This is a genomic window from Streptomyces sp. NPDC033216, assembly GCF_055577115.1.
On record NZ_JBVIQK010000014.1, the window covers coordinates 45,162 to 68,563 of the forward strand.

Genomic DNA, 23,402 nt, shown 5'->3' on the forward strand with positions numbered 1-23,402 from the left:
AACTACGGACCTACCCGCCGTACTTGTGCCGCAGTTCCACCTTGCGCACCTTCCCCGACACCGTCATCGGAAAAGCGTCCAGCACCTGGATCCGGCTCGGGATCTTGTAGTGCGCCAGCCTGCCCTCGCAATGGGCGCGCACCTCCTCGAGGGTCGGCGGCGCGGCCACGTCGTGCGGGATCACGCAGGCCAGGACCTCCTCGCCGTACTTCTCGTGCGGTACGCCGACGACCTGGACGTCCCTGATCTTCGGGTGACCGTGGAGGAACTCCTCGATCTCGCGCGGGTAGATGTTCTCACCACCGCGGATGATCATGTCCTTGATGCGGCCGACGATCTCGACGTAACCGTCTTCCCGCATGTGCGCCAGGTCGCCGGTGTGCATCCAGCGGCCGGGATCGATGGCCTCCGCGGTCCTCTCGGGCTCGTTCCAGTAACCGAGCATCACGCTGTATCCGCGGGTGCACAGCTCACCGGCGGTGCCGCGCGGCTGGGTCACGCCGGTGACCGGGTCGACGATCTTGACCTCGATGTGCGGAAGCACCCGGCCGACGGTGCCGGTGCGGTGCTCCAGGTCGTCGTCGCGACGGGTCTGGAGGGAGACGGGGGACGTCTCGGTCATGCCGTAGCAGATGGAGACCTCCGCCATGTGCATCTCGGCCACCACCCGTTTCATCACCTCGACCGGACAGGGTGAGCCCGCCATGATGCCGGTGCGCAGCGACGAGAGATCGTAGGTCGCGAAGTCGGGAAGGTTCAGCTCCGCGATGAACATGGTCGGGACGCCGTACAGGGAGGTGCACCGCTCCCGCTGGACGGCGTCCAGGGTCGCCTTCGGGTCGAAGGAGGGGGCCGGGATCACGATGCAGGCACCGTGCGAAGTCGCCGCGATGTTCCCCATCACCATGCCGAAGCAGTGATAGAACGGCACCGGGACGCACACCCGGTCCTGCTCGCTGTAGGCGATCGACTCCCCGACGAAGTACCCGTTGTTGAGGATGTTGTGGTGGGAGAGGGTCGCGCCCTTGGGGAAGCCCGTCGTTCCCGAGGTGTACTGGATGTTGATGGGGTCGTCGCAGGACAGCTCGCCCGCCCTGGCGAGGAGTTCCTCCGGCCCGACCGCGGACGCGCGCTCCAGCAGTGCCTCCCAGCCCGGCTCCCCGAAGAACACCGCCTCCCTCAACTGCGAGCACTTTCCCCGCACTTGCTCGACCATCGTCCGGTAGTCGCTCGTCTTGTGGCTGACCGAGGCGAACAGCAGGGAGACACCGGCCTGGTCGAGGACGTACTCGACCTCGTGCGTGCGGTACGCCGGGTTGATGTTCACCATGATCGCGCCGACGCGGGCGGTGGCGTACTGGACGAGCACCCACTCGGGACAGTTGACCGCCCAGACGCCCACCCGGTCGCCCTTGGCGACCCCGCTCGCCAGCAGCGCGCACGCCAGCCGGTCGACGTCCGCCGCGAACCGGGCGTAGGTCCAGCGCCGCCCGGACGCCAGGTCGACCAGCGCCTCGCGCTCCGACCAGGCGGCGACGGCCCGGTCCAGATTGCCGCCGATCGTGTCGCCGAGCAGGGCCGTGCCACTCGTGCCGTGGCTGTACGAGGCTTCGCTGTAGGAGGCTTCGCCGTACGACGCTTCGGTCACCGGAAGTCCTCCTCGCGGTACTCGTCCGCCGACCCCGCGGCCGTCGCCTCGCGCAGCTCGATGCGGCGGATCTTGCCGGAGACGGTCTTGGGCAGCGGCGCGAACTCCAGGCGTCGCACGCGCTTGTAGGGCGCCAGGACCTCGCGCGAGTGCTCGAACAGCGCCTTCGCGGTGTCGGGACCTGGCTCCCAGCCCTCGGCCAGGACGACGTACGCCTTGGGCACGGCCAGCCGCAGCTCGTCCGGCGCGGGGACCACGGCCGCCTCGGCCACGGCCTCGTGCTCCAGCAGGGCGCTCTCCAGCTCGAAGGGGCTGATCTTGTAGTCGGAGGCCTTGAAGACGTCGTCGCTGCGCCCGATGTAGGTGATGTAGCCGTTCTCGTCGCGTTCCCCGATGTCGCCGGTGCGGTAGTAGCCGCCCGCCATCGCCTCCGCCGTGCGGTCGGCGTCGCCGTGGTAGCCGGTCATCAGGCCGACCGGCCGGGCCGACAGGTCGAGCGCGATCTCGCCCTCCGCGACGCCGGGCGCGCCGGACACCGGGTCGAGCAGTTCGACGCGGTAGCCGGGGCTCGGGCGTCCCATCGAGCCGGGCCTCAGCGGCTGGCCGGGACTGTTGGCGATCTGCACGGCCGTCTCCGTCTGGCCGAAGCCGTCCCGGATGGTCACGCCCCAGGCCCGCCGGACCCGCTCGATGACCTCGGGGTTCAGTGGCTCCCCCGCGGCCACGGCCTCGCGCGGCGGGATGCGCAGCTGGGTCAGGTCGGCCTGGATGAGCATGCGCCACACGGTCGGCGGCGCGCAGAAGGTCGTGACCCCCGCGCGGTCCATCTCCGCCAGCAGCCGGGCCGGGTCGAAGCGCGTGTAGTTGTGGATGAAGACGGTCGCCTCGGCGTTCCACGGCGCGAAGAGGTTCGACCAGGCGTGCTTGGCCCAGCCGGGCGAGGAGATGTTCAGATGCACGTCACCGGGCCTGAGACCGATCCAGTACATGGTCGTCAGGTGCCCGATCGGATACGACACGTGCGTGTGCTCGACCAGCTTGGGGCGGGCCGTCGTACCGGAGGTGAAGTACAGCATCAGCGGGTCGTCGGAGAGGGTCGGCCCGTCGGGCAGGAACTCGGCGGAGGCGGTGTACGCGTCCTCGTACCGCTGCCAGCCCTCGGGCACGCCGCCGACGGCGACGCGCGTGTAGCCGCCGGGCACGTCGTCGAACTTCCCGGTGTCCTCGGCGCGCACCACGACATGGCTCACCCGGCCGCGCTCGACGCGGTCGCGAAGGTCGGCGGGGCCGAGCAGCGGGGTCGCCGGAATGACGACCGCGCGCAGCTTGATGGCGGCGAGGGCGGTCTCCCACAGTTCGGCCTGGTTGCCGAGCATCACGAGGATCCGGTCCTCGGCGCCGACCCCGCGCTCCCGCAGCAGGTTGGCGACCCGGTCGGACCGCTCGGACAACTCGGCGAAGGAGAGGCGGACCTCGGAGCCGTCCTCCTCGACGATGTGCAGCGCGACGCGGTCGTTGCCGTCCGCGATGACGTCGAACCAGTCGAGGGCCCAGTTGAAGTGTGCGGGCCGGGGCCAGTCGAAGCCCTCGTAAGCGGTCCTGTAGTCCTCTCGGTGCTCCAGCAGGAAGTCCCGTGCCCTGCGGAACTGCTCCGTCGCCGTCGTCATCTGTCCTCCTGGTTGCCGGACCATTGCCGGGCGGCTCTCTGCCATCGTGTAATCCGTGATGCAGGTCTCACTACCCCCGAACGGGGGGCACCGCGGCGAACCGCCGCGAGGAAGGGCGGGCAGGTGACAGCGGCGGACACGGCCGGAGCGATGGAGATGCGCGGCGCGCTGGCGCGGCTGCGGCGGGCGACGGGGCTGCCGGTCGCCTTCGGCGGACTGGTCGAACCGGGGCGCCGCCGGATGCGGATCAGCGAGCTGAGCGGCGCGGCCACCCCGGCGCTGCGCGGGCTCGCGGTGACCTCGGGCAACGGCCTCGGCGGGAAGGCGGTCGCCCTGGGCCGTCCGTGCGCCGTGACCGACTACTCCCTCTCCCGCCAGATCAGCCACGAGTACGACACGGCGGTCGCCGAGGAGGGCCTGCGCTCGGTCCTCGCGATCCCGGTGGTCGTCCGCCGCCGGGTGCGCGGTGTCCTGTACGGCGCCCTGCGCGCGGCCCAGCCGTTGGGCGACCGCACGCTGAACGCCGCCGTCGACGTGGCGCGGGACGTGGAGCAGACCCTGGCCGTCGGGGACGAGGCCCGCGATCTGCTGGTGGCGGCCCGCCCGGAACCGCGGGCCGGATCGCCGGCGGGCTGGGAGCAGGTCCGGGAGGCCCACGCGGCCCTGCGCGCCCTCGCCCCGCGCATCGCCGACCCGGTGCTGCGCGCGGAACTCCTCCAGGCCTGCGGGCTGCTCACCCAGGGCGCGCCGTTGCCGGCGGTCGCCCTCGCGCCCCGCGAGCTGGACGTGCTGGCGTGCGTGGCGGCGGGCGCGACCAACGCGACGACCGCCGAGCGGCTGGGGCTGCGCCCGGAGACGGTCAAGGGCTACCTCAGATCGGCGATGCGGAAACTGGGTGCCCACACCCGCGGGGAGGCGGTGGTCGCGGCACGGAGGGCGGGACTGCTGCCGTAGGACCGGGGTGCCGTCACAAGGCGTGGCCGGCGCGGGCCGGGGCCGCTGCCGAGGTAGCGGGTTCCCCGCCGGGCGGCGAGGTGGGGCCGGTGGAAAACGAGTGCTGCCGCGGGAGGGTCGCCGCCGTGCGGCAGGGTGGACGATGAGGGGCGCGGTGGTTGCCGTGACGCGGCGCCGACGGCGTGGGACAGGGCTGCTGCCGCAGGGCCGGCTGCCCGCTTCGGGCCCGGAGCTGGTGCCGGGAGGGTTAGGTTGCTGCCCTAGGGAGGGGTGGCGGCGGGAGACGACTGCTGCCGCGGGACGACGCGTCGCCGCCGTCGTGCACGGCGGCTGCCGCGGGGCGGCGTGGACGATGCAGGACGGACAGGGACACGAGCCGCGGCGGAGGCCGTGAGGGAGCGTACGGATCAAGCCAGGGAGGGCACGGGACGATGAGTGTCCAGTCAAACGTCACGTCGATGAATTTCCGTATGCCCCGGTTGTTATCTCCCTCACCACGCCGTCCATCCGGATTTCAAAGAGACGTTGCCTAGAATTCGGTCCGGACACGACACTCGGAGGGAGCGGTGACCGTGCGACGCGACTTCAAGGAGCCTGCCAGATGCCGCCCCGACCTGGTCATCGGCAGGGACGAGCTGTTCACGTCCGCCCATGAGCAGCTCACCCGCGGCGGCAGCGTGCTGCTGCACGGCCCGGCCGGAATAGGAAAGTCGACCGTACTGCGGGCATTGGCCGCGGATTACGGCGACGCGGCCCGCACCGTCCTGCGCTGTTCGGCCACCGAGTCGGAAAGCCACCTCCCCTTCCTGGCCCTGGCCGATCTGTTCGGTCTGGTCCTGCACGAGGTGGCCGACAAGCTGCCCTCCGCCCAGCGCACCGCCCTGGAATCGGCGCTGACCGGCCGTGGCGAATCGACTCTGCAACGCGACGGCCTCGCCCTGCGCCTCGCCGTTCTCTCGGCGCTGCGCGCCCTGTCCGCCGCCGGGCCCGTGCTCCTCGTGGCCGACGACATGCAGTGGCTCGACTCCGCCAGCGCCGAACTCCTCGGCTTCGCCGCCCGCCGTCTCGGCGACATCCCCGTACAGCTGCTGTGCGCGGTCCGGACCGAGGGGCAGGAGTACGACCGCCATCTACGCGCGTCCCCGCCGGACACCCTCGCCGTCCGCCTGAACCCTCTCTCCCCCGCCCAGGTCTCGGTGCTGCTCGACCACCGCGGCTACACCGACCTGCCCCGTTCGACGGTCCGTGAGATCCACCGCACCAGCGGCGGCAACCCCCTGTTCGCCCTCGAGCTGGGCCGCGCCCTCGGCGAGAACCCGACTCCGCCGCGCCCCGGCGAGCCGCTGCCCGTGCCGAACTCGCTGCGCGCCCTCGTGCTCAGTCGTCTCGACATGCTGTCCGACGAGGCGCGCCGCACCCTCCTCGTGGCCAGCGCGGGCGCCCGTCCCACACTGGCGCTGCTGCACGCGGCCGGCCGGGAGAACGCCGAGGCGGAGACCGCCCAGGCCGCCGCGCTCGGACTGCTGGCGACGGAGCCCGAGGGACCTGCCGTACGGTTCGCGCATCCGCTGATCTCCGCGGCGCTGTACGCGGAGGCGCCCGCCCAGGAGCGGCGGGCGGCTCACACGGCGCTGTCCACGGCCGCGTCCGACCCGATCGAGCGGGCCCGGCACCTCGCGCTGTCGACCACCGGCACCGATCCGGAGGTGGCCGCCCGGCTCGCGGAGGCCGCCGCGCTGGCCCGGGACCGGGGCGCGCCCTCGGTGGCCGCCTCGCTCGGGCTGCTCGCGGCCCGGCACACCCCCACGGACGGTGGCGGGCCGGCTCCGGACGAGCGGCGGCTGGAGGCCGCCGAGGACGCGATCATCGCCGGCGAGGTGGATCTCGCCCGGGACATCGCGCACGAGGTGCTGACCCGGGCGACGGCGCCCGCCGAGCGGGTGCGGGCCTGGATGGTGGTGATCGAGGCGGCCGGGCAGGCGCTCGGCGACGTGGACGCCGTCTATCCGCAGGTGCTCGCCGACGCGGGCGACGACCCCGTGCTGCTCGCGCAGGTCCATTACCAGCTGGCCTGGCGCGGGCTGGTCGTCCAGGGCGACTTCGCGGAGGCCCGCGAGCAGGCCGCGCACGCCGCGGAGCTGGCCGCGCGCGGCGGGGACCGGCGCAACGAGCTGATGGCGCTGGCCTTCCAGGCCTCGACGGAGACGCTCATGGGCCACCCGGACGCGCCGGCGACGATCAAGCGGGCGCTGAAGGAACCTCAGGACCCCTATGTGGCGTGCCATCACAACGGGGCGGGCATGGCCCGGTTCCGCTGGCTGCTGATGAGCGATCAGCTGTCCGAGGCCCGTGCGACGATCACGGCGTTGCTGCGCGAGGCGCGCCGGCGCGGCATGGTCGAGAGCGAGGTCCACTTCCAGCGTTTCCTGGCGGAGACCGAACTGCGGTCCGGGCACTGCGGGCGCGCCCTGGACCTGGCGCGCGAGAGTCTGCGGCTGGCCCGTGACTCGGGGATCGGCCTGGGCGCGTCGGCGATGCTCGCCTCCCTCGCCGAGGCGTCCGGCGGTGAGGTGAGCCGGGCGCTGGAGCTGGCCAGGGAGGCCGCCGAGCGCGCCGAGGAGGACGGCGACCAGATGTACCTGTCGCGGGCCCTGGCCGCCCTGGGTCACGCCCGGTTGGTCGCCGGGGACGCCGCGGGCGCCGTGGCCTCGCTGCGCCGGGTGCGGGAGCTGGAGGTGGGTCTCGGCATCAACGACCCGGCCCGCGGCCGCTGGCAGGGCGATCTCGCCGAGGCACTGGTCCGGGTCGGCGAGCCGGGTGAGGCGCAGGAGCTCATCGACGTCACACGCGAGCACGCTCTCCGGCTGGGCCGGGAGAGCGTCCTGGCGGTGCTGGACCGGGCGGAGGCGCTGGTGCGGGCGGCGCGGGGCGACCAGGAGGGTGCGCTGGTCCGACTGACGTCCGTTCAGGACCGGTTCGCCAAGCTGGGGTACGGCCTGGAGGAGGCGCGGGCGGCGTTCGCCATGGCCCGGCTGCGTGCCCGGCGGCCGGGTCCGACGTCGTACGACGAGGCGGCGCGGTTGTTCCGGCGGTGCCGGGCGCTGCCGTGGCTGCGGCAGGTCGAGGCGGCCGCCGCCGAGGAGCCGGCCGGTCCGGCCGTGGTGCCCGCGCCGGTTCCCGCCTTCGACGCGCTGGAGGGGCTGGCGTCGATGGAGCGTCAGGTGGCGGCACTGGTGATGGAGGGCGCCACCAACCGAGAGATCGCCGCGCGGCTGTTCATCAGCGTGAAGACGGTGGAGGCGACCCTGACCCGGGTCTATCGCAAGCTGGGGATCCGCTCGCGGGTGGACATCGTCCGGCTGGCGGCGGGGCGCCACGCGAAGTGAGGGGCGCGCGGGTTTACTGCCTGCGCGGGTCCGGCGCGCCCGGATCCGTGGAACGCGGATGCCTGGAGCCCGGGTCCCTCGAACGCGGGTCTCCGGGACGCGGGTTCCCGGGAGCGCGGGTTCCCGGGAGCGCGGGTTCCCGGGAGCGCGGGTTCCCGGAGCGACCGAGGGTTTTCCCTCCCCAACTCCCTTAGGGGAGTCCCTCATTGGGGGCGGGATACACCCGGTCCTAGCGTAAGGGACGTGCCGCTCGCCGGGCACACGGGGGTCGGTCCAGCGACTCCCGTGCACTCCCCCCACGCCCGCGCGACCCCCCACCGGCAACTCCCTCAGCAAGGAGATCGATGTTCGGGCTCCCTCGTGCCAAGAAGGCCGCGGCTCTCGCGACGGCCTCGGCCGCCGCGGTCGCGACCGCCCTGCTCAGCGCCCCCACCGCTGTCGCAGCCCCCCAGCCGATCGTCGGCGGTACCACCACCACGACGACCGCGTACCCGTTCATGATGCAGATCACGGACGCCTCGCAGAACCAGTTCTGCGGCGGCACGCTCGTGTCGGCGACCAAGGTGGTCACGGCGGCCCACTGCATGGTCGGGGAAACGGCCGGCAGCGTCCGGGTCGTGGGCGGTCGCACCTACCGCAACGGTACGAACGGCACGGTCAGCCGGGTCAGCAGGATCTGGATCAACCCGGACTACACCGACGCCACCAACGGCGACGACGTCGCCGTCCTGACCCTGTCGACGTCGATGCCGTACACCAAGGCGTCGTACGTCACTTCCTCCCAGACCAGCCTGTACGCGGCCGGCACCACCGCCCGGGTGCTCGGCTGGGGCACGACCTCCGAGAGCGGCAGCTCCTCCAACCAGCTGCGCACCGCGACCGTGCCGATCGTGTCCGACTCCAGCTGTGCGAACAGTTACGGCTCCGACTTCGTCGCGAGCGACATGGTGTGCGCCGGATACTCATCCGGTGGCGTGGACACCTGCCAGGGCGACAGCGGCGGTCCCCTGCTCATCGGGGGCGTCCTGGCAGGCATCACTTCATGGGGCGAGGGATGTGCGAAAGCCGGTCAGCCGGGTGTCTACACCCGGCTGACCACCTTCTCCAACCTCGTGACCGCGCAGGTGAACTCGTAGCCGGCAGTCACCGCGCGGCCCTGAAGAATCCCTGAGCATCCCTCAGGTGCAAGACCGGGGGGCGCTGCGAGCCTCCACGAGCGGCCCGCAGCGCCCCCTCTCCATGCCTCCTCCAGACCCGCGGACCGCCATCGGAGCGCTACCGGACCACCGTGCCGAAACGGATGTCGTACGACGACGAGTCCCCGTACATCACCTTCAGCAGCCGCTCCCCCTCGGCCGTCACCTCCTGTTGCCGCTCCTTGCCGAGCCGGCCGAACGGCTCGACGACGAGGGCGTCCCCCGCCACTTTCCACACCCCGGCGAGGAAGCCGTCGACGAGGAGCGTGGCGTAGGCCTGGTTGCCCTGCCAGGATCGGCCCCGGTGCTCGGGTGGGACGACCCGGCCGCGGTCGGCGTGGGAGAGCAGCAGGTTGTCGAACTCGGGCAGGAAACGCGGTGGGGCCGGGGTGTCCGGATCCGGGCGGGGGGCGTCGGGCAGGTCGAAGAGTTCGACGCCGTTGCCGTCGCGGAAGGTGACGAGGCGCGGGCGGAGCCGTTCGAAGACCTCGCGCAGCCGGGTCAGTCCGGCCCAGATCTGCATGTCCTTGACGGAGGCCGGCCCGAAGGCGGCGAGGTAGCGCAGGACGGTGGCGTCGGGCGCCGGGGCCGGCGCGGCGGGGCGGCCCAGCCAGTGCTCGGCGGTGGTCAGCGCGACCTGGCCGCTCCTCCCCCACAACCCGCGCGGGGTGACCTGGACCAGCGGGAGTCTGCAACGGGCCGCGATGGCGAGGGCCTGCGGATCGGCTTGTGGCCACTGAACGGACAGCGCCTCCCGCAACTGTTTCATGGTGCGCGGCTCGGCCTCGACGAGGTCACGGGCGAGGGCGGCCAGCCGGTCGAGGTCGACTCCCGGCAGCCCCTTGCGGAAGAGGGTCAGCTCGCGGTCGCGGGCGGGCTGCACCAAGGGCCGCAGGGTGAGGCAGTCGTCCGCGGTGTGCGTGTGGATGGTGGAGCGCATGGTCACGATGCGGACGACCTCGCGATCCGCCATGAGCGCCGACAGCCGCTCCGGTGCGAATCCGTCGAGGCGGGCGGCGAGAGCGAAGTACGGCGGTTTCACGTTCTGGGCCTGAAGACCGACGAGGTGTTCCACCGCGGCCTGCACCGACAGCGTGGACCGGCGCAGCAGCAGCTGGCGGTCGAGGGTCGCCCGGTTGAGGGCTCGAGGACCGAGCACAGGGGCCTGGGCGGTGGACGTCGTCTTCCTCATGCGGGGACAGTAGCGGGCATCGAGGTCGGGACCTGGCCTGTAGGGCTGTCCGGTCAAGGGGCTCGTTCCCGCGGGCGGGCGTCGAGCACAGCGAGGAGATCAGGACGATCTCCTCGTGGGCGGTCGGCCCCTTCTCTCCCCCGCTCGCGGGACGGACTTCACGCGCATGCCCCGTCGCGTCACCGGCGGGCTGGGGAACGGTTCTGAGCGAGCGTCACGGGAGATGCCCCCTGGGGGTGGACACCCCTCGTCGTCCGGTGGTCTCAGCCCGTCGGGCGGACCTCGTTGCGCAGGAGCAGCGCTGCCGTGCTGGTGAGCGCGAGGGGCACGCACAGGACGAGGAAGATGCGCGAGATGCCCCATCCGGCACCGATCATGACTCCGCCCAGCAGACCGCTGGCGAGCGTGCCGATGCGGCCGACACCGCTCGTCCATCCCATGCCCGTGGCGCGCAGGGCCGGTGGGTAGGCCAGTGCCCCGACGGCTTGGAGTGCGCCCATGGAACTGCCCAGGCACGTCCCGAGTACGAGCACCAGCACCGACATCCCGGTGTGACCCGTCTCCACGGCCGCGGTGACGCAGACGGCGAGGGCGCTGACGGCCGACGCAGCGGCGAGGAAACGGAAGCGGTCGTACCTCCTCAGGCCGAAGGACGCCAGGAGTTGTCCGCAGAGGGTTCCGGCGCCGAACAGCCCGATGACGGTTCCGGTGCGGGCTGCCGTCAGTCCGGCGCGCCCTGCCATGAGCGGCAGGTAGTTGAGGAGGAGGTAGACCACGCCCAGCAGGACGAAGTAGCAGAGCCAGACCAGGATCGTGGTCGGCGCGAGGGAGCGGGACAGCAGGACCGCACCGATCTTCCGCAACGGCTGCCGCTCGTCGTGCCGGGCGCGGGTCAGGTCGACATGGGAGGTGTCGCGGCCCGGCAGCAGCAGGGCGAGGCTTCGGTGGATCTGCTCGTCCGGTCGTCCGCGGGCCAGCAGGACGCTCACCGATTCCGGGACGTAGGCCATGACGAGGGGGACGAGCAGGAGGGGGGCGAGACCGCAGAGCGCGAGCACCGCGGGCCAGCCGAAGTCCGGCAGGACGGTCGACGCGAGGAGGCCTCCCGCGACCGTGCCCGCCGCGATGCCCGAGAAGGCCAGGGCCACCACCGGGGCGCGGCGCACGGCCGGCGTCGAGTCGGCGACGATCGCCATGACGACCGGGGCCACGGCACCGAGACCGGCGCACGCCACGACGCGCAGGACCGCGAGGACCTCGATGGTCGTGGCCAGTGACATCGCCGCCGTCCCCACGCCGAAGACGAGGATTCCGGCCGCGGCCATGCTCTTGCGCCCGTACCGGTCGGCCAGCGGTCCCGCCACCGCGCCACCGACCGCCATGCTCAGCACGCCGGCGGTCACGGTCGTGGTCACCGCGCTCATCGGTGTGCCCCAGTCGCGCATGACGTGGGGGTAGACGAAGCTCGCGATGGTGATGTCGAGGCCTTCGGCGACCATCACCGCCAGGCCCAGCAGCGCGACGAGCCGCTGCCGCCGTCCCATCGGCGTCGAGTCGATGAACTCCTGGACACTCACCCGTGGTGAGGGTGCCCGTGCGGAATCCGGCAGGGAGTCGAGGGACATGGAAGATGACCTTTCGCATCGGGGGCGCGCCGGCGACCGCGTCACCCGGCTCGGCTCGGTTCCGGTCAGGTTCCGGTCCACTTCGGGAGGCGCTTCTCGACGAAGGCACGCGGGCCTTCGAGCGCGTCCCGGCTGAGCATCCGCCGCTCCTCCCACACGTACCGAGTGGCGAACGCCCGGTCCAGCGGCAGGGTGGCCGAGACTGTCGCGGCTTCCTTGGCGGCGCGCCGGGACAGCGGGGCGCAGCTCAGTACGTCCTCCAGCCAGCCCTCCACACAGGCGTCCAGCTCGCCGGCCGGCACCACGTCGTTGACCAGGCCCAGTTCGTACGCGCGGGCCGCCGTCATGCGGCGGCCGGTCAGCAGGTGTCCCATCGCGATCCGGAAGGGGGCCTGCCGGGTGAGTCGGAACACGCCTCCGGCGCCCGCGACGAGTCCGAGCCTCGCCTCGGTCAGCGCGAACTCGGCGTGTTCCGCGGCGATCACGATGTCGCAGGCCAGGGCCAGCTCGAAGCCACCGCCGAGGGCGTAGCCGTTCACACGGGCGATCAGCGGCTTGGACATCGAGAACCGCTCGGTCAGCCGGGGCCAGCCGGGCTGACCGCGGCTGCCGAACGTCGAGGTGGCGGTGCCCTCCTCGACCCGGCGGACCAGTTCCTTGAGGTCCTGGCCGACGGAGAAGGACCGCTCGCCGGCACCGGAGAGGACACCCACCCAGATGTCGTCGTCCGACTCGAAGTCGTCCCATATCTCAGCCAGTTCGGCATGCATCCGCAGGTTCATCGCGTTCAGCACCTGCGGACGGTCGAGGGTGACGCGGGCGACGTGGCCGTGCTTCTCGTAGCGGACGCACTCCCGTGCCTCAGGCATGCTTCGTCTCCCGTCGGCCGAGTGGATCCCGCTCGCCGGTGCGGGCCGGCGGGCGGCGTTCACGCGGTGCCGGGTGCGTGAGGCGGCCTGCCTCCCCGGCCGTCTCCGTCTCGGAGCAGGGTCCGCGACCACCTCTCCACCGCTTCGGCGGTCGTCACGGAGTGTTCCTCCAGCATCGTGAAGTGGTCACCTGCCACCTCGGCGGCGTCGTGGGGCAGATGCCAGGAGGCGATCCGCGTCCCGTCGGTCCCGTACGGTGTGGCGGCGTGCACCAGCAGGGTGGGGGCGGCGATCGGTTCGGGCTTCCAGTCCCTGAACAGTCGCGTGTAGGCCCCCATCGCGGTCAGCCGGTGGTCGTCGATCGAGACGAGCCGGCTGTCGCGCTCCAGCATGCCGCCGACCATCAGCGCGTACCCGCGCGGGTCGCCCCCGCTCGCCGGGGTGTCGAGCAGCACGACGCCGTCGGGAGTCCGGCCCCTGCGCTCCAGGGCGGCCGCCACCTCGTGGGCCAGCCAGCCGCCCGCGGAGCGCCCGACGAGCAGCAGCGGCACCTCCCCCACCGCCTCGGTGATGGTCCGGGCGTGCATCTCCGCCAGGACCTCCACCGACTCCGGCAGCGGCTCGCCCGCCAGGAACCCCGGATGGACGAGGGCCGCCGCCCGCCAGGCGTCGCTGAAGCCGTCCGCGAAACGGACGTACACGTGCGTGCCGGCGATCGCGCTGAAGGAGGGCAGGCACACGACGGTCGGGCGGGCCGACCTGCGGCCGAACCAGACCGGGGAGCGCCGGACGGCCGGGTCCGCGGGGTCGGTGAAGGTCCTGCGCATCCGTGCGGCGGTTTCCGCGAGAGCCACGGCGTCGTCGATGCGCCCGGCTCCGGCCGCGTCCCGGAACAGCTCCGTCAGCAGGCCGGCGTCGTCGTCCTCGCCGGACCGGCTCTCGCCCGCCGGCCGTCCGGAGGAGGCGTCCTCCAGGCGCGCGTCGACGAAGGCCGCGATCGAGGCGAGGTCCTCGCAGTCGAGGACGAGCGTGGCGGGCAGGCGGAGACCGAGCGCGCGGCCGAGCCGGTTGCGCAGCTCGATCGCGGTCAACGAGTCGAAGCCCAGCTCCTTGCGGGTACGGTTCGCGGTGAGCGGTGTACCGGTGTGGCCGAGGGTCTGCGAAGCCTCGGCCCGTACCAGCTCCGTCACGGCGGCCAGCCGCTCGGCCCCGCTCAGTCCGGCGAGCGCCCCGCCCGCGGCGCCCGGTCCGTTCGCTTCCCTTCCGTCGCCGTCCCCGCGGTCGAGGGCGGGGGCGGCGTGCGGCGCGGACGGCGCGGCGGATGGGGCCGCGGTAAGGGGCTGGTCCTCGATCCAGTACGGCCGGTACTGGAAGGGGTACGTAGGGACGTCCACCAGCCTGCCGTGTCCGTGCGGGAGCAGGCTCCAGTCGACCGTGCCTCCGTCGACGTGCACCTGTGCCAGGGCCACGAGGAGCGATTCGGTCTCCGGGCGGTCGGTGCGCAGTGCCGCGGCGAAGACCTGGTTCTCGGCCTCGGGCACGATCCGTTGCGCGAGCGCGGTCAGGACGCCGCCCGGACCCACCTCGAGCCAGCGGACGGCGCCGGCCTGCCGGGCCCGCGCCACGGCGTCGGCGAAACGTACCGGGCGGCGCACGTGCCGTACCCAGTACTCGGGGTCCACGACATCGCGGAACTCCTCCAGCATCGGGTCCATCAGCGGCGAGTGAAACGCGTGACTGACCGTCAGCCAGTGTGTCCGCAGGCCTTGTCCGTGCCACGCGTCCACCAGCTTGCGGACCGCGCCCTCCTCGCCGGAGAGCACCACGGACGTCGGACCGTTGACCGCGGCCAACGCCACCCGGTCCTCCAGGCCGGCCAGGGACGCCGTCGCCTCGGCCTCGGAGACCTCCACCGCCGCCATGGCGCCACCGGGCGGCAGCGCCTGCATCAGACGGCCGCGCGCCTCCACCAGACGGCAGGCGTCCGCCAGGGACATCACGCCCGCGGCGTGGGCGGCGGCCACCTCGCCCACCGAGTGGCCCACCACGGCCCGGACGTCGACGCCCAGGCCGCGTACGAGCCGGCAGAGGGACACCTCCACCGCGAACAGGGCGGCCTGTGCGTAGCGCGTCCGGTCCAGGAGCCCGTCCCGCGCATCGCCGAAGACCACATCCTTCAGCGGCAGCCCGGTGTGCTCCGCGACGGCGTCGAACGACTCCGCGAAGACGGGGTGGGCCTCGTACAGCTCCCGCCCCATGTGAGGGCGTTGGCTGCCCTGGCCGGAGAACAGCAGCGCGGTCCCGCCGGGCCGCGCGACACCGCTGACCTCGCGGACGCCGGCGCCGCTCCGCAGGAGGACCGCCCGGTGCCGGAAGACGGAGCGCCGGGCGAGCGTGAAGCCCACGTCCACGGGGTCGGCCTTCGCCTCCTCGACGTACGTCCGCAGCCGCGCGATCTGGTCCCGCAGCGCGCCGGCGTCCCGCCCGGAGAGCGGCCAGGGCACCAAGGACGGTACGGCGTCCGGCGAGCCGTCGCCGGTGGCGGCGACGGTGGCGGTGGCGGTGTGCGGCCCGGGTGCCTCGGGCGGGGCCGCCTCCAGGATCACGTGGGCGTTCGTGCCGCTGATCCCGAACGAGGACACCGCCGCCCGGCGCGGCCGGCCCGTCTCGGGCCAGTCGCGCCGGCTCGTCAGCAGCTCCACCGCTCCCGCCGACCAGTCGACGTGCGGCGAGGCCTCATCCGCGTACAGGGTCCTCGGCAGCACGCCGTGCCGCATCGCCTCGATCATCTTGATCACCCGCCGACCCCGGCAGCGGCCTGCGCATGGCCCATGTTGGACTTCAGCGACCCCAGGTGCAGAGGGTGGTCGGCCTCGCGTTCCCGGCCGTACGTGGCGAGGAGGGCCTGCGCCTCGATCGGGTCGCCGAGCTTCGTGCCGGTGCCGTGTCCCTCCACCACGTCGATGTCCCGCGCCGTGAGGCCCGCGTGGGCCAGGGCCTTGCGGATCACGCGCTGCTGGGAGGGGCCGTTGGGGGCCGAGAGTCCGTTGGAGGCACCGTCCTGGTTCACCGCCGACCCGCGCAGGAGCGCGAGCACCGGGTGGCCGTTGCGCCGGGCGTCCGACAGCCGCTCGACGAGCAGCATTCCCGCGCCCTCCGCCCAGCCGGTGCCGTCGGCCCCGGCGCCGAACGCCCGGCACCGCCCGTCGGGCGACAGCCCCCGCTGCCGGCTGAAGGACAGGAAGGCGCGCGGCGTCGCCATGATCGTCACTCCGCCGGCCAGCGCGAGGCCGCACTCGCCGGAGCGCAGCGCGTGCGCCGCCTGGTGCAGGGCGACCAGCGACGACGAGCACGCCGTGTCCACCGTCACCGCCGGGCCCTCGAACCCGAACGTGTACGAGATGCGGCCGGAGGCCACGCCGCCGGAGAGGCCGGTGACGAGGTAGGGCTCCAGGCTGTCCGGCACGTGCCCGGTCGCGTAGTCGTGGTGGACGACACCGGTGAACACTCCCGTATCGCTGCCCCGCAGCGAGGCCGGGTCGATCCCGGCCCGCTCGCACGCCTCCCAGGCGGTCTCCAGGAGCAGCCTTTGCTGCGGGTCCATCGCCTGCGCCTCGCGGGGCGAGATCCCGAAGAACTCCGCGTCGAACAGGGCGGCGTCGTGCAGGAAGCCTCCCGCACGGGTGTTGCACCTGCGGGGCCGGTCGGGATCGGGATCGTAGATGCCGTCGACGTCCCAGCCCCGGTTGGTGGGGAATCCGGAGATGACGTCCCGCTCCTCCAGCACCAGCCGCCACAGGTCCTCGGGCGAACGCACGCCGCCGGGGTAGCGGCACGCCATGCCCACGATGGCGATCGGCTCACGGCTCGCCGCCGTTGCGCTGTTCAGCTGCCGACGGGTCTCGTGCAACTCGGCGGTGACCTTCTTGAGGTAGTCGACCAGCTTCTCCTCGGTGCCCGTCACGTCAGGGTCCCTTCAGTTCGTCGTCGATGAGGTCGAAGAGCTGGTCGACCGTCGTGACCCCGGCGATCCGGTCGCCGAGCGAGATCTCCTCCGCGCTCTCGGGGTGCCCCGGCGAGCCGTCGGTGAGCCGCGCGGCCAGGGCGTGCAGTCGTTCGACGAGCCGGTGGCGCGCGGTGGCGTCGGGGCGGTCCCGTTCGACGGATGCTTCGAGCCGGGCCAGTTCGCCGAAGACCGTTCCCTCCGGTGCCCGGCGCGCGCCGTCCTCCCGGTCGAGGCCGAAGGCGTGCAGCTCGGTGAGCAGGTGGCGTGCGATGGCCGTCGACGTCGGGTGGTCGAAGGCCAGTGAGGCGGGCAGGTCGAGTCCGGTCCGTGCGCCGAGACGGGTGCTCAGGTCCACGGCGGAGACGGAGTCGAGTCCGACGTCGGTCATGCTGCGGTGGGCCTCCACCTCGTGCGGGCCGTCGAAACCGGCGACGGCGGCGACCTCCGCTCGTACCAGCTCGGTCAACGCTCCCTCCCGCGACTCCTCGGAGAGGCGCGTCAGGTCGGCGCGGAGCCGTTGCGCGGCCGAGGGCTCGTCGGGCGGGGCCGCGACCGCCGGTACCTCCGTCCGCGCGGGCAGGCCGGCGTCCGCCGGTGCGGAGGCGAGCCAGTACCGCCGGTGCTCGAAGGGGTAGACAGGCACGTCGACCGGACGGGCGGGGCGGCCGGCGAAGAGTTCCGGCCAGTCGACGGCGACACCGTGCGCATGCGCCTGGGCCACCGCCTCGAGGAGCGAACGCACCTCGGACCGGCCGCGGCGCAGTCCTCCGCACAGCGCCGGTCCGGAGCCGGGCACGCACTCGCCCGCCATGGCGGTGAGCAGCCGGTCGGGGCCGAGTTCGAGGAAGGCGGTGATCCCCTCACCGGGCAGTGCGCGTACGGCGTCGGCGAAGCGGACGGCCTGCCTGGCGTGGCTGACCCAGTAGTCGGGCGAGCAGAGCCGTGCCGTCTCGGCGAGCCGGCCGGTGAGGTCGGAGATCACCGGGAGGAGGGGCGGCCGGTAGGTGAGTTTCCGCGCCGCCGCCGCGAACTCCTCCAGCATGGGGTCCATGAGGGGCGAGTGGAAGGCGTGGCTGACCCGCAGTGCGGTCACCCGGCGCCGCCGTGCCCGGAACGCCTCGCCGACGGCCCCTACCGCCCCCTCGGCGCCGGACACCACGACCGAGCGCGGGCCGTTCACCGCGGCGACGGCCACGGCCGGCGGCGTCGCCGCGAGCGCCGTACGGGCTCCGTCCTCGATCGCGGCCATGACGGTACGGACCTCCTCCTCGGTCGCCTCGATCGCGGCCATGGCGCCGCCGGGCGGCAGTGCTGCCATCAGCCGGCCACGGGCCGCGACGAGCGAGGCGGCGTCCTGGAGGGACAGCACTCCGGCCGCGTGGACCGCGGCCAGCGCGCCCACGGAGTGCCCCATGACGAGGTCGGGGACGACGCCCCAGGACTCGACGAGCCGGAAAAGAGCGCTCTCCAGGGCGAACAGGGCGGCCTGCGTGAAGTCGGTACGGTCGAGGAGCACGGCCTGCGGCGTGCCCTCGGAAGCCCACATGACGTCGCGCAACGGGCGGTCGAGATGCGGGTCGAGGGCGCCGCAGGCCGCGTCGAGGGCCTTGGCGAAGGCGGGGTAGGCGGCGTAGAGCTCCTTCCCCATCTGCGGGCGTTGGCTGCCCTGGCCGGTGAACCCGATGGCCAGCGACGCTTCCGCGGACGCCCCTTCCGGTTCGACGCCGGTGTCCTGGCCGTCGGCGACGGCGGCGAGTCGGCGCTCCAGCTCCGCGGCGCCGTCGACGACGAACGCGGTGCGCCGCGGGAAGGCGGTACGGGTGGTGGCGAGGGCGGCCGCGAGGTCGGGAATGTCGAGCCCCCGGTCCCCGCGGACCATGTCCAGCAGGTCCTCGGCTCGCCGGCGCAGCGCGGATCCGGTGCGGGCCGACAGCACGACCGGCACGGTGTCGGGGAGTCCGGCCGGCACGGTGGCCGGCAGGGGGTCGGGGACCTGTTCCAGGATGAGGTGGGCGTTCGTGCCGCTGACACCGAAGGAGGACACGGCGGCGCGGCGGCGGCCCCCGGTGTCCGGCCAGGCGGTCCGCTCCTGGATCAGACGGACCGCGCCGGAGGCCCAGTCGACGGCCGGGGCCGGCTGCTCGGCGTGCAGCGTGCGGGGCAGTTCGCCGTGGCGGATCGACTGCACCATCTTGATGACGGCCCCGACGCCGGCCGCGGACTGGGCGTGGCCGATGTTGGACTTGAGCGAGCCGAGCAGCAGCGGGCGTTGCGGGTCCCGGTCCTGGCCGTAGGTCGCGAGGAGCGCGTGGGCCTCGATGGGGTCGCCGAGTACGGTCCCGGTGCCGTGCGCCTCCACGGCGTCCACGTCGGCGGGCGTCAGGCCCGCGTCGGCCAGGGCCCGGCGGATGACCTGCTGCTGGGCCGGTCCGCTGGGCGCGGTCAGGCCGTTGCTGGCACCGTCCTGGTTGACCGCGCTGCCCCGGATCACGGCGAGCACGGGGTGGCCGGAGCGGCGTGCGTCGGAGAGGCGTTCCAGGACGACGACGCCGACGCCTTCGGACCAACCGGTGCCGTCGGCGCCCGCGGCGAAGGCCTTGCACCGGCCGTCGGGGGCGAGGCCGTGCTGGCGGCTGAACTCCACGAAGGTGCTCGGGGTCGCCATGACGGCGACGCCGCCGGCCAGGGCGAGCGAGCAGTCACCGCGGCGCAGGGCCTGCGTGGCCAGGTGGATGGCGACGAGCGAGGAGGAGCAGGCCGTGTCGACCGTGAGGGCCGGGCCGTTGAGGCCCAGTGTGTAGGCCAGGCGACCGGAGGCGACACTGCCCGCGGTGCCGGTGCCGAGCAGCCGCTCCAGGTCCTCGGGCAGGGGGCCGGGGTTCTTGGCGTAGTCGTGGAACATCAGCCCGACGTACACGCCGGTGTCCGTCTGCCGCAGGTCGGTCGGGTCGATACCGGCGCGTTCGATCGCCTCCCAGCCGACCTCCAGAAGCAGTCGCTGCTGCGGGTCCATGGCGAGGGCCTCGCGGGGGCTGATGCCGAAGAACGCGGCGTCGAAGTCGCCCGGCGCGTCCAGGAACCCACCGGAACCGGTGGCCGAGGTGCCGGGTTGCGTGCCGTCGCCGCGCAACAGCCGCTCCAGGTCCCAGCCGCGGTCGGTGGGGAAGGGGCCGATCGCGTCGCGGCCTTCGGCGACGAGCCGCCACAGGTCCTCGGGGGACGCGACGCCGCCGGGGTAGCGGCAGCTCATGCCGACGACGACCACGGGGTCGTGAGCGTGGTCGTCCCCACGACGCGCAGGGCGCTGCCCGGTGGCCCCCTCCGGCCGGCGGCCGGACAGCTCGCGGTCCAGGGCGGCGGCGAGCGCGGCGGGCGTCGGGTGGTCGAAGGCGATCGTCACCGGCAGGCGCAGGCCGGTCCGCGCGGCCAGCCGGTCGCGCAGCGCGACGGCGGTGAGCGAGGTGAGCCCGAGGTGGGTCAAGGCACGGCCGGTCTCGATGCGCCGGGGCTCGTCGAGTCCGAGCACCCGTGCCGCCTCGTCCCGTACGAGTTCGGTCAGGGTCCGCTCACGGGCCCTGGGGGGCAGCCCGTCGAGCCGCTCCCGCCACCCGTCGCCGGCGGCCGGGCCGTCGGCGGGGGCGGGGGCGCGCAACAGTCGGCGGAGCCGGGCGGCCCCGGCGGAGCGCAGGGCCCACGGGTCGGTTCGCATGACGAGGGTCCGGCCGCCCGACGTGGCCCGCCCGACGTCGAAGGCGTCGGCCACCGCTCGGGCGCTGAGCCCCGCGAGGCCCGGCGGTGTGGCCCCGGGGGCGTCCCCGTCGGCGGTGATCGGGCCGAAGGCCAGGAAGGTGGCGTGGGGGGCGTCGTGGGTGAGCGCGGCGGCGTACGCCGCGGCCGCCGCCGCGGCGGGGGCGAGGGGGTGGACGCCGGGGTCGACGAGTGGACCGCAGAGGGTGAGCGTCGGGTGCCCGGCGCCGCGGGTCAGGGTGAGCAGCCGCTCCGCCGCCGCCGCGTCGGCGAGGGTGGCCACAGGGTGGACGACGGTGTGGAGGGGGCGGTCCGGGCCGAGGGCGGCGAGCAGCGCGGCGGCGCCCTCGAGCGTGTCCGGGGTTTCCGTGCGTACGGTCACGCCGGCACCGAGCCGCGTCAGTTCGGCCGCCAGGGACTCGGCCGCGGCCGGGTCGGTGTCGGTGAGGGCGAGGTGGCGGACCCCGTGGTCCACGACGAGGTGTGCCGCGAGAAGGTGGGCGAGGCGGGTGCCCGCTCCCGTCACGAGGGCGGCGCCACCCTGTCGCGGTGGGAGCGCGACCTCGGCGGCGGCCCGTACGCGCGCGAGCCGCGGCACGAGGACCTCTCCGCCGCGGACGGCGAACTCCGGCTCCGCCGCCGGTGCTTCCAGGACGGTGCGCCAGGCGGCGACGTGCGCGTCGTCGGTCCGCTCCCCGGGCTCCACGTCGACCAGGACCGTACGTCCGGCCCCGTGGGCGAGGAGCCGGGCGCGCGCGGCCGCGGCGGCCGGTTCCACCCGCTCGCCGGGGCGGCCGGCCACGGCGCCCAGGGTGAGGACCACGATCCGGGGCGCGGGCGCCCGCTCCGCCTCCGGGGCGGGCACCACGACGGCCACGTCGTCCGGCACACCCGCGTCCGGCACGCCCATGCGCGTCGCGCCAGGCACCTCGGCCCGCTCGCCCGCGCCCGGTGCCCCGAGCACACCAGCCCTCGCACCAGCACCCACGTCCAGCCCGGCAAGCAGCTCGACCGGTGCACCCGCGCCCCGCGCCCCGAGCAGCTCGTCCGGTCCTCCGGCGTTCAGCGCGCCGAACGCCAGCAGGTAGCCGTCGAACGGTCCTGCGGCACGGGCCGCCGCCGCGTCGGGGAAGGACTCGGTGACGCCGCCCGCCCGGCGCACGGCCTCCGCGAACGCCGGTTCCTCCGCTCCGATCACGGCCCAGCGCGCCTCCGGGCCGACCGCCGCCTCCGGGGCGGAGGGCGCGTCGGCGGGGCCGGCCTGCGCCGGCTCGGGCTCCCACCGGACCCATCGCGTGCGCCACAGGTGGTCGTGGTGGCTGGTGCCGACGCCGCGCAGTCGGGCGGGAAGGTGCGCCAGCCCGCGGCGGCTGACCTTGCCGGAGGCCGTGAGCGGCAGGGCGGCGACCTCGTACAGCTCCGCCGGGACCTTGAAGTAGCTGAGGCGCTCCCGACAGGCCGTCAGTGCCTCGACCGGTGACCACCCCTCGGCGGCGGGCACCACGTAGCCGACGGGGACTTCGCCCAGCGCCTCGTCGGGGCGGCCCGTCACGGCCGCGTCCGCGATGCCGGGGACACCGCGCAGGACGTCCTCGATCTCGCCGGGCTGGATGTTCTCGCCGGCCCGGATGATGAGTTCCTTCACCCGGCCGGTGATCGTCAGGTGCCCCTCGGCGTCGCGCCGGGCCAGATCCCCGGTGCGGTACCAGCCGTCGCGCAGCGCGGCCTCGGTCTCCTCCGGCCGGCCGTGGTACCTCAGCAGCAGGCTCGGACTCCTGACGAAAACCTCGCCCTCGTCGCCGGATCGCACGTCGAGGCCGGTGCGCGGGTCGACCAGGCGCAGCTCGCCGCCGGGCACCACGGTGCCGCAGGTACCGGGAGGGCGCGGGGAGTCGGGGCGGCTGATGGTGATCGCACCGCAGGTCTCGGTGGATCCGTAGGTGTTCACGAGCGGCGCTGCGAGCACTCGCTCGACGGCCGAGGCGAGCGCCGCGCCGGTCGCCGCGCCGGTGACCACGCAGACCCGCGGCTTCGGGACCGTCCGGCCGCTCTCCTCGACCGCCTCCACCGCCTCGACCAGTTGGACGTACATGGACGGGACGCCGAGCAGCATGGTGAACGGCTCGGCGCGCAGGGCCTCCAGCACGTCCGGGGCGCCGAAGCCGGGGAGGATGCGCGCGGTGGCGCCGGTGACGGTCACCCCCAGGACGCACAGGACGTGCGCGAGGCTGTGGAAGAGGGGCAGCGGCCACAACAGCCGGTCGTCGGGACCGAGGCCGAGGACCCCCCGGTACGAGGAGTGCACGGACCACAGACAGGCCCGCTGGTGGGAGACCACGCCCTTGGCCGCGCCGGTGGTGCCGGAGGTGTAGAGGATCCAGGCCGGCTCGTCGAGGCCCAGGTCGTCCCGGGGTGCCCGGACCGGCTCTCTCTCGGCGAGTTCCTCGAAGGCGAGGGTGCCGGCACCGCGGGCGTCGCCGTGCGCGACGACGACGAGCAGCCCTTCGCGGCTCGCCCTCATGCGCTCGACCTGTTCCAGGTGGGTGCCGTCGGTGATGACGAAGCGGGCCCCGCTGTCGTCGAGTTGGTGCGCCAGTTCGGCGTCCGTGGACTGGGGGTTGACCGGTACGCCCACGGCCGCGGCGCGGGTGACCGCGAGATAGCTCTCCACGGTCGTGACGCTGTTGCCGAGGAGGATCGCGACGCGGTCGCCGCGCTCCACCCCAGAGCCGGCCAGGTGCCCGGCGAGCCGTCCCGTGCGCTCGGCGAGCCGCGCGTAGGTCACCTCACGCGCCTCGTCGGCGAACGCGACCTTGTCCGGACGGTCGAGGGCATGGCCGCGCAGCACTTCGGAAAGTGGCCGGATGTTGTCCACGTGCGTCACTCGTACGCTCCTGCCTGTTTGAGCTTGCTCATACCTCCGCCGTGGCCGGCGAGCACACCTTGGGTAACGCTAGGAAGTTCGGGACGGAAAATACAACCCCTATTTCCTCCCCTGATTCAGCATGCTTTCCGGATTCCACAAGGATTCGTCCAGAGGCTGTGCAGAAGGCATTCAGCCCGCACCCCCGAACCTGGCTGGGTCCAGCCAACGCAGTGCTGCGGATGCCCG

9 protein-coding genes and 1 pseudogene are annotated in these 23,402 nt (G+C 73.6%); 3 read left to right on the plus strand and 7 right to left on the minus strand.

What is annotated here, in order from left to right; genetic code table 11:
• Nucleotides 1-10 precede the first annotated feature (10 nt).
• Both ACZ5Y0_RS24235 and ACZ5Y0_RS24240 read right to left on the minus strand, forming a co-directional pair.
• Nucleotides 11-1,648 (minus strand): AMP-binding protein, encoded by a 1,638-nt coding sequence (locus ACZ5Y0_RS24235; protein ID WP_469130773.1) that lies wholly within the window; start codon nucleotides 1,646-1,648, stop codon nucleotides 11-13.
• On the minus strand, nucleotides 1,645-3,315 hold the full coding sequence (locus ACZ5Y0_RS24240; protein WP_469130774.1) for an AMP-binding protein: 1,671 nt from the start codon (nucleotides 3,313-3,315) through the stop codon (nucleotides 1,645-1,647). Before ACZ5Y0_RS24240 ends, ACZ5Y0_RS24235 begins: the two co-directional genes overlap by 4 nt.
• 150 nt (nucleotides 3,316-3,465) lie before the next feature.
• Here ACZ5Y0_RS24240 and ACZ5Y0_RS24245 point away from each other — a divergent pair, with 150 nt between their 5' ends.
• The 3 genes from ACZ5Y0_RS24245 to ACZ5Y0_RS24255 all read left to right on the plus strand — a co-directional run bounded on the left by ACZ5Y0_RS24245 (nucleotide 3,466) and on the right by ACZ5Y0_RS24255 (nucleotide 8,791).
• Nucleotides 3,466-4,269, plus strand: coding sequence for a LuxR C-terminal-related transcriptional regulator (locus ACZ5Y0_RS24245; protein WP_469130865.1), 804 nt, complete (start codon nucleotides 3,466-3,468; stop codon nucleotides 4,267-4,269).
• 566 nt (nucleotides 4,270-4,835) lie between these two features.
• Nucleotides 4,836-7,655 (plus strand): helix-turn-helix transcriptional regulator, encoded by a 2,820-nt coding sequence (locus ACZ5Y0_RS24250; protein WP_469130775.1) that lies wholly within the window; start codon nucleotides 4,836-4,838, stop codon nucleotides 7,653-7,655.
• 344 nt (nucleotides 7,656-7,999) lie between these two features.
• Complete coding sequence (locus ACZ5Y0_RS24255; protein ID WP_469130776.1) at nucleotides 8,000-8,791, plus strand: S1 family peptidase; 792 nt, start codon at nucleotides 8,000-8,002, stop codon at nucleotides 8,789-8,791.
• A 139-nt stretch (nucleotides 8,792-8,930) separates the two neighbouring features.
• Here the strand turns inward: ACZ5Y0_RS24255 and ACZ5Y0_RS24260 are convergent, their stop codons facing one another.
• From ACZ5Y0_RS24260 to ACZ5Y0_RS24280, 5 genes and pseudogenes are all read right to left on the minus strand, one after another.
• The gene (locus ACZ5Y0_RS24260) at nucleotides 8,931-10,043 is read right to left on the minus strand and encodes a winged helix DNA-binding domain-containing protein (RefSeq protein ID WP_469130777.1); all 1,113 of its coding nucleotides are present in this window, start codon (nucleotides 10,041-10,043) and stop codon (nucleotides 8,931-8,933) included.
• Nucleotides 10,044-10,306: 263 nt separating this feature from the next.
• Nucleotides 10,307-11,668, minus strand: coding sequence for an MFS transporter (locus ACZ5Y0_RS24265; RefSeq protein WP_469130778.1), 1,362 nt, complete (start codon nucleotides 11,666-11,668; stop codon nucleotides 10,307-10,309).
• A gap of 65 nt (nucleotides 11,669-11,733) precedes the next feature.
• Complete coding sequence (gene dpgD, locus ACZ5Y0_RS24270; protein WP_469130779.1) at nucleotides 11,734-12,537, minus strand: enoyl-CoA-hydratase DpgD; 804 nt, start codon at nucleotides 12,535-12,537, stop codon at nucleotides 11,734-11,736.
• Nucleotides 12,538-12,596: 59 nt separating this feature from the next.
• Nucleotides 12,597-16,492: pseudogene (locus tag ACZ5Y0_RS24275) on the minus strand (type I polyketide synthase); the annotation flags it as partial.
• 10 nt (nucleotides 16,493-16,502) lie between these two features.
• Complete coding sequence (locus ACZ5Y0_RS24280) at nucleotides 16,503-23,174, minus strand: beta-ketoacyl synthase N-terminal-like domain-containing protein (protein ID WP_469130780.1); 6,672 nt, start codon at nucleotides 23,172-23,174, stop codon at nucleotides 16,503-16,505.
• Nucleotides 23,175-23,402: the final 228 nt, after the last annotated feature.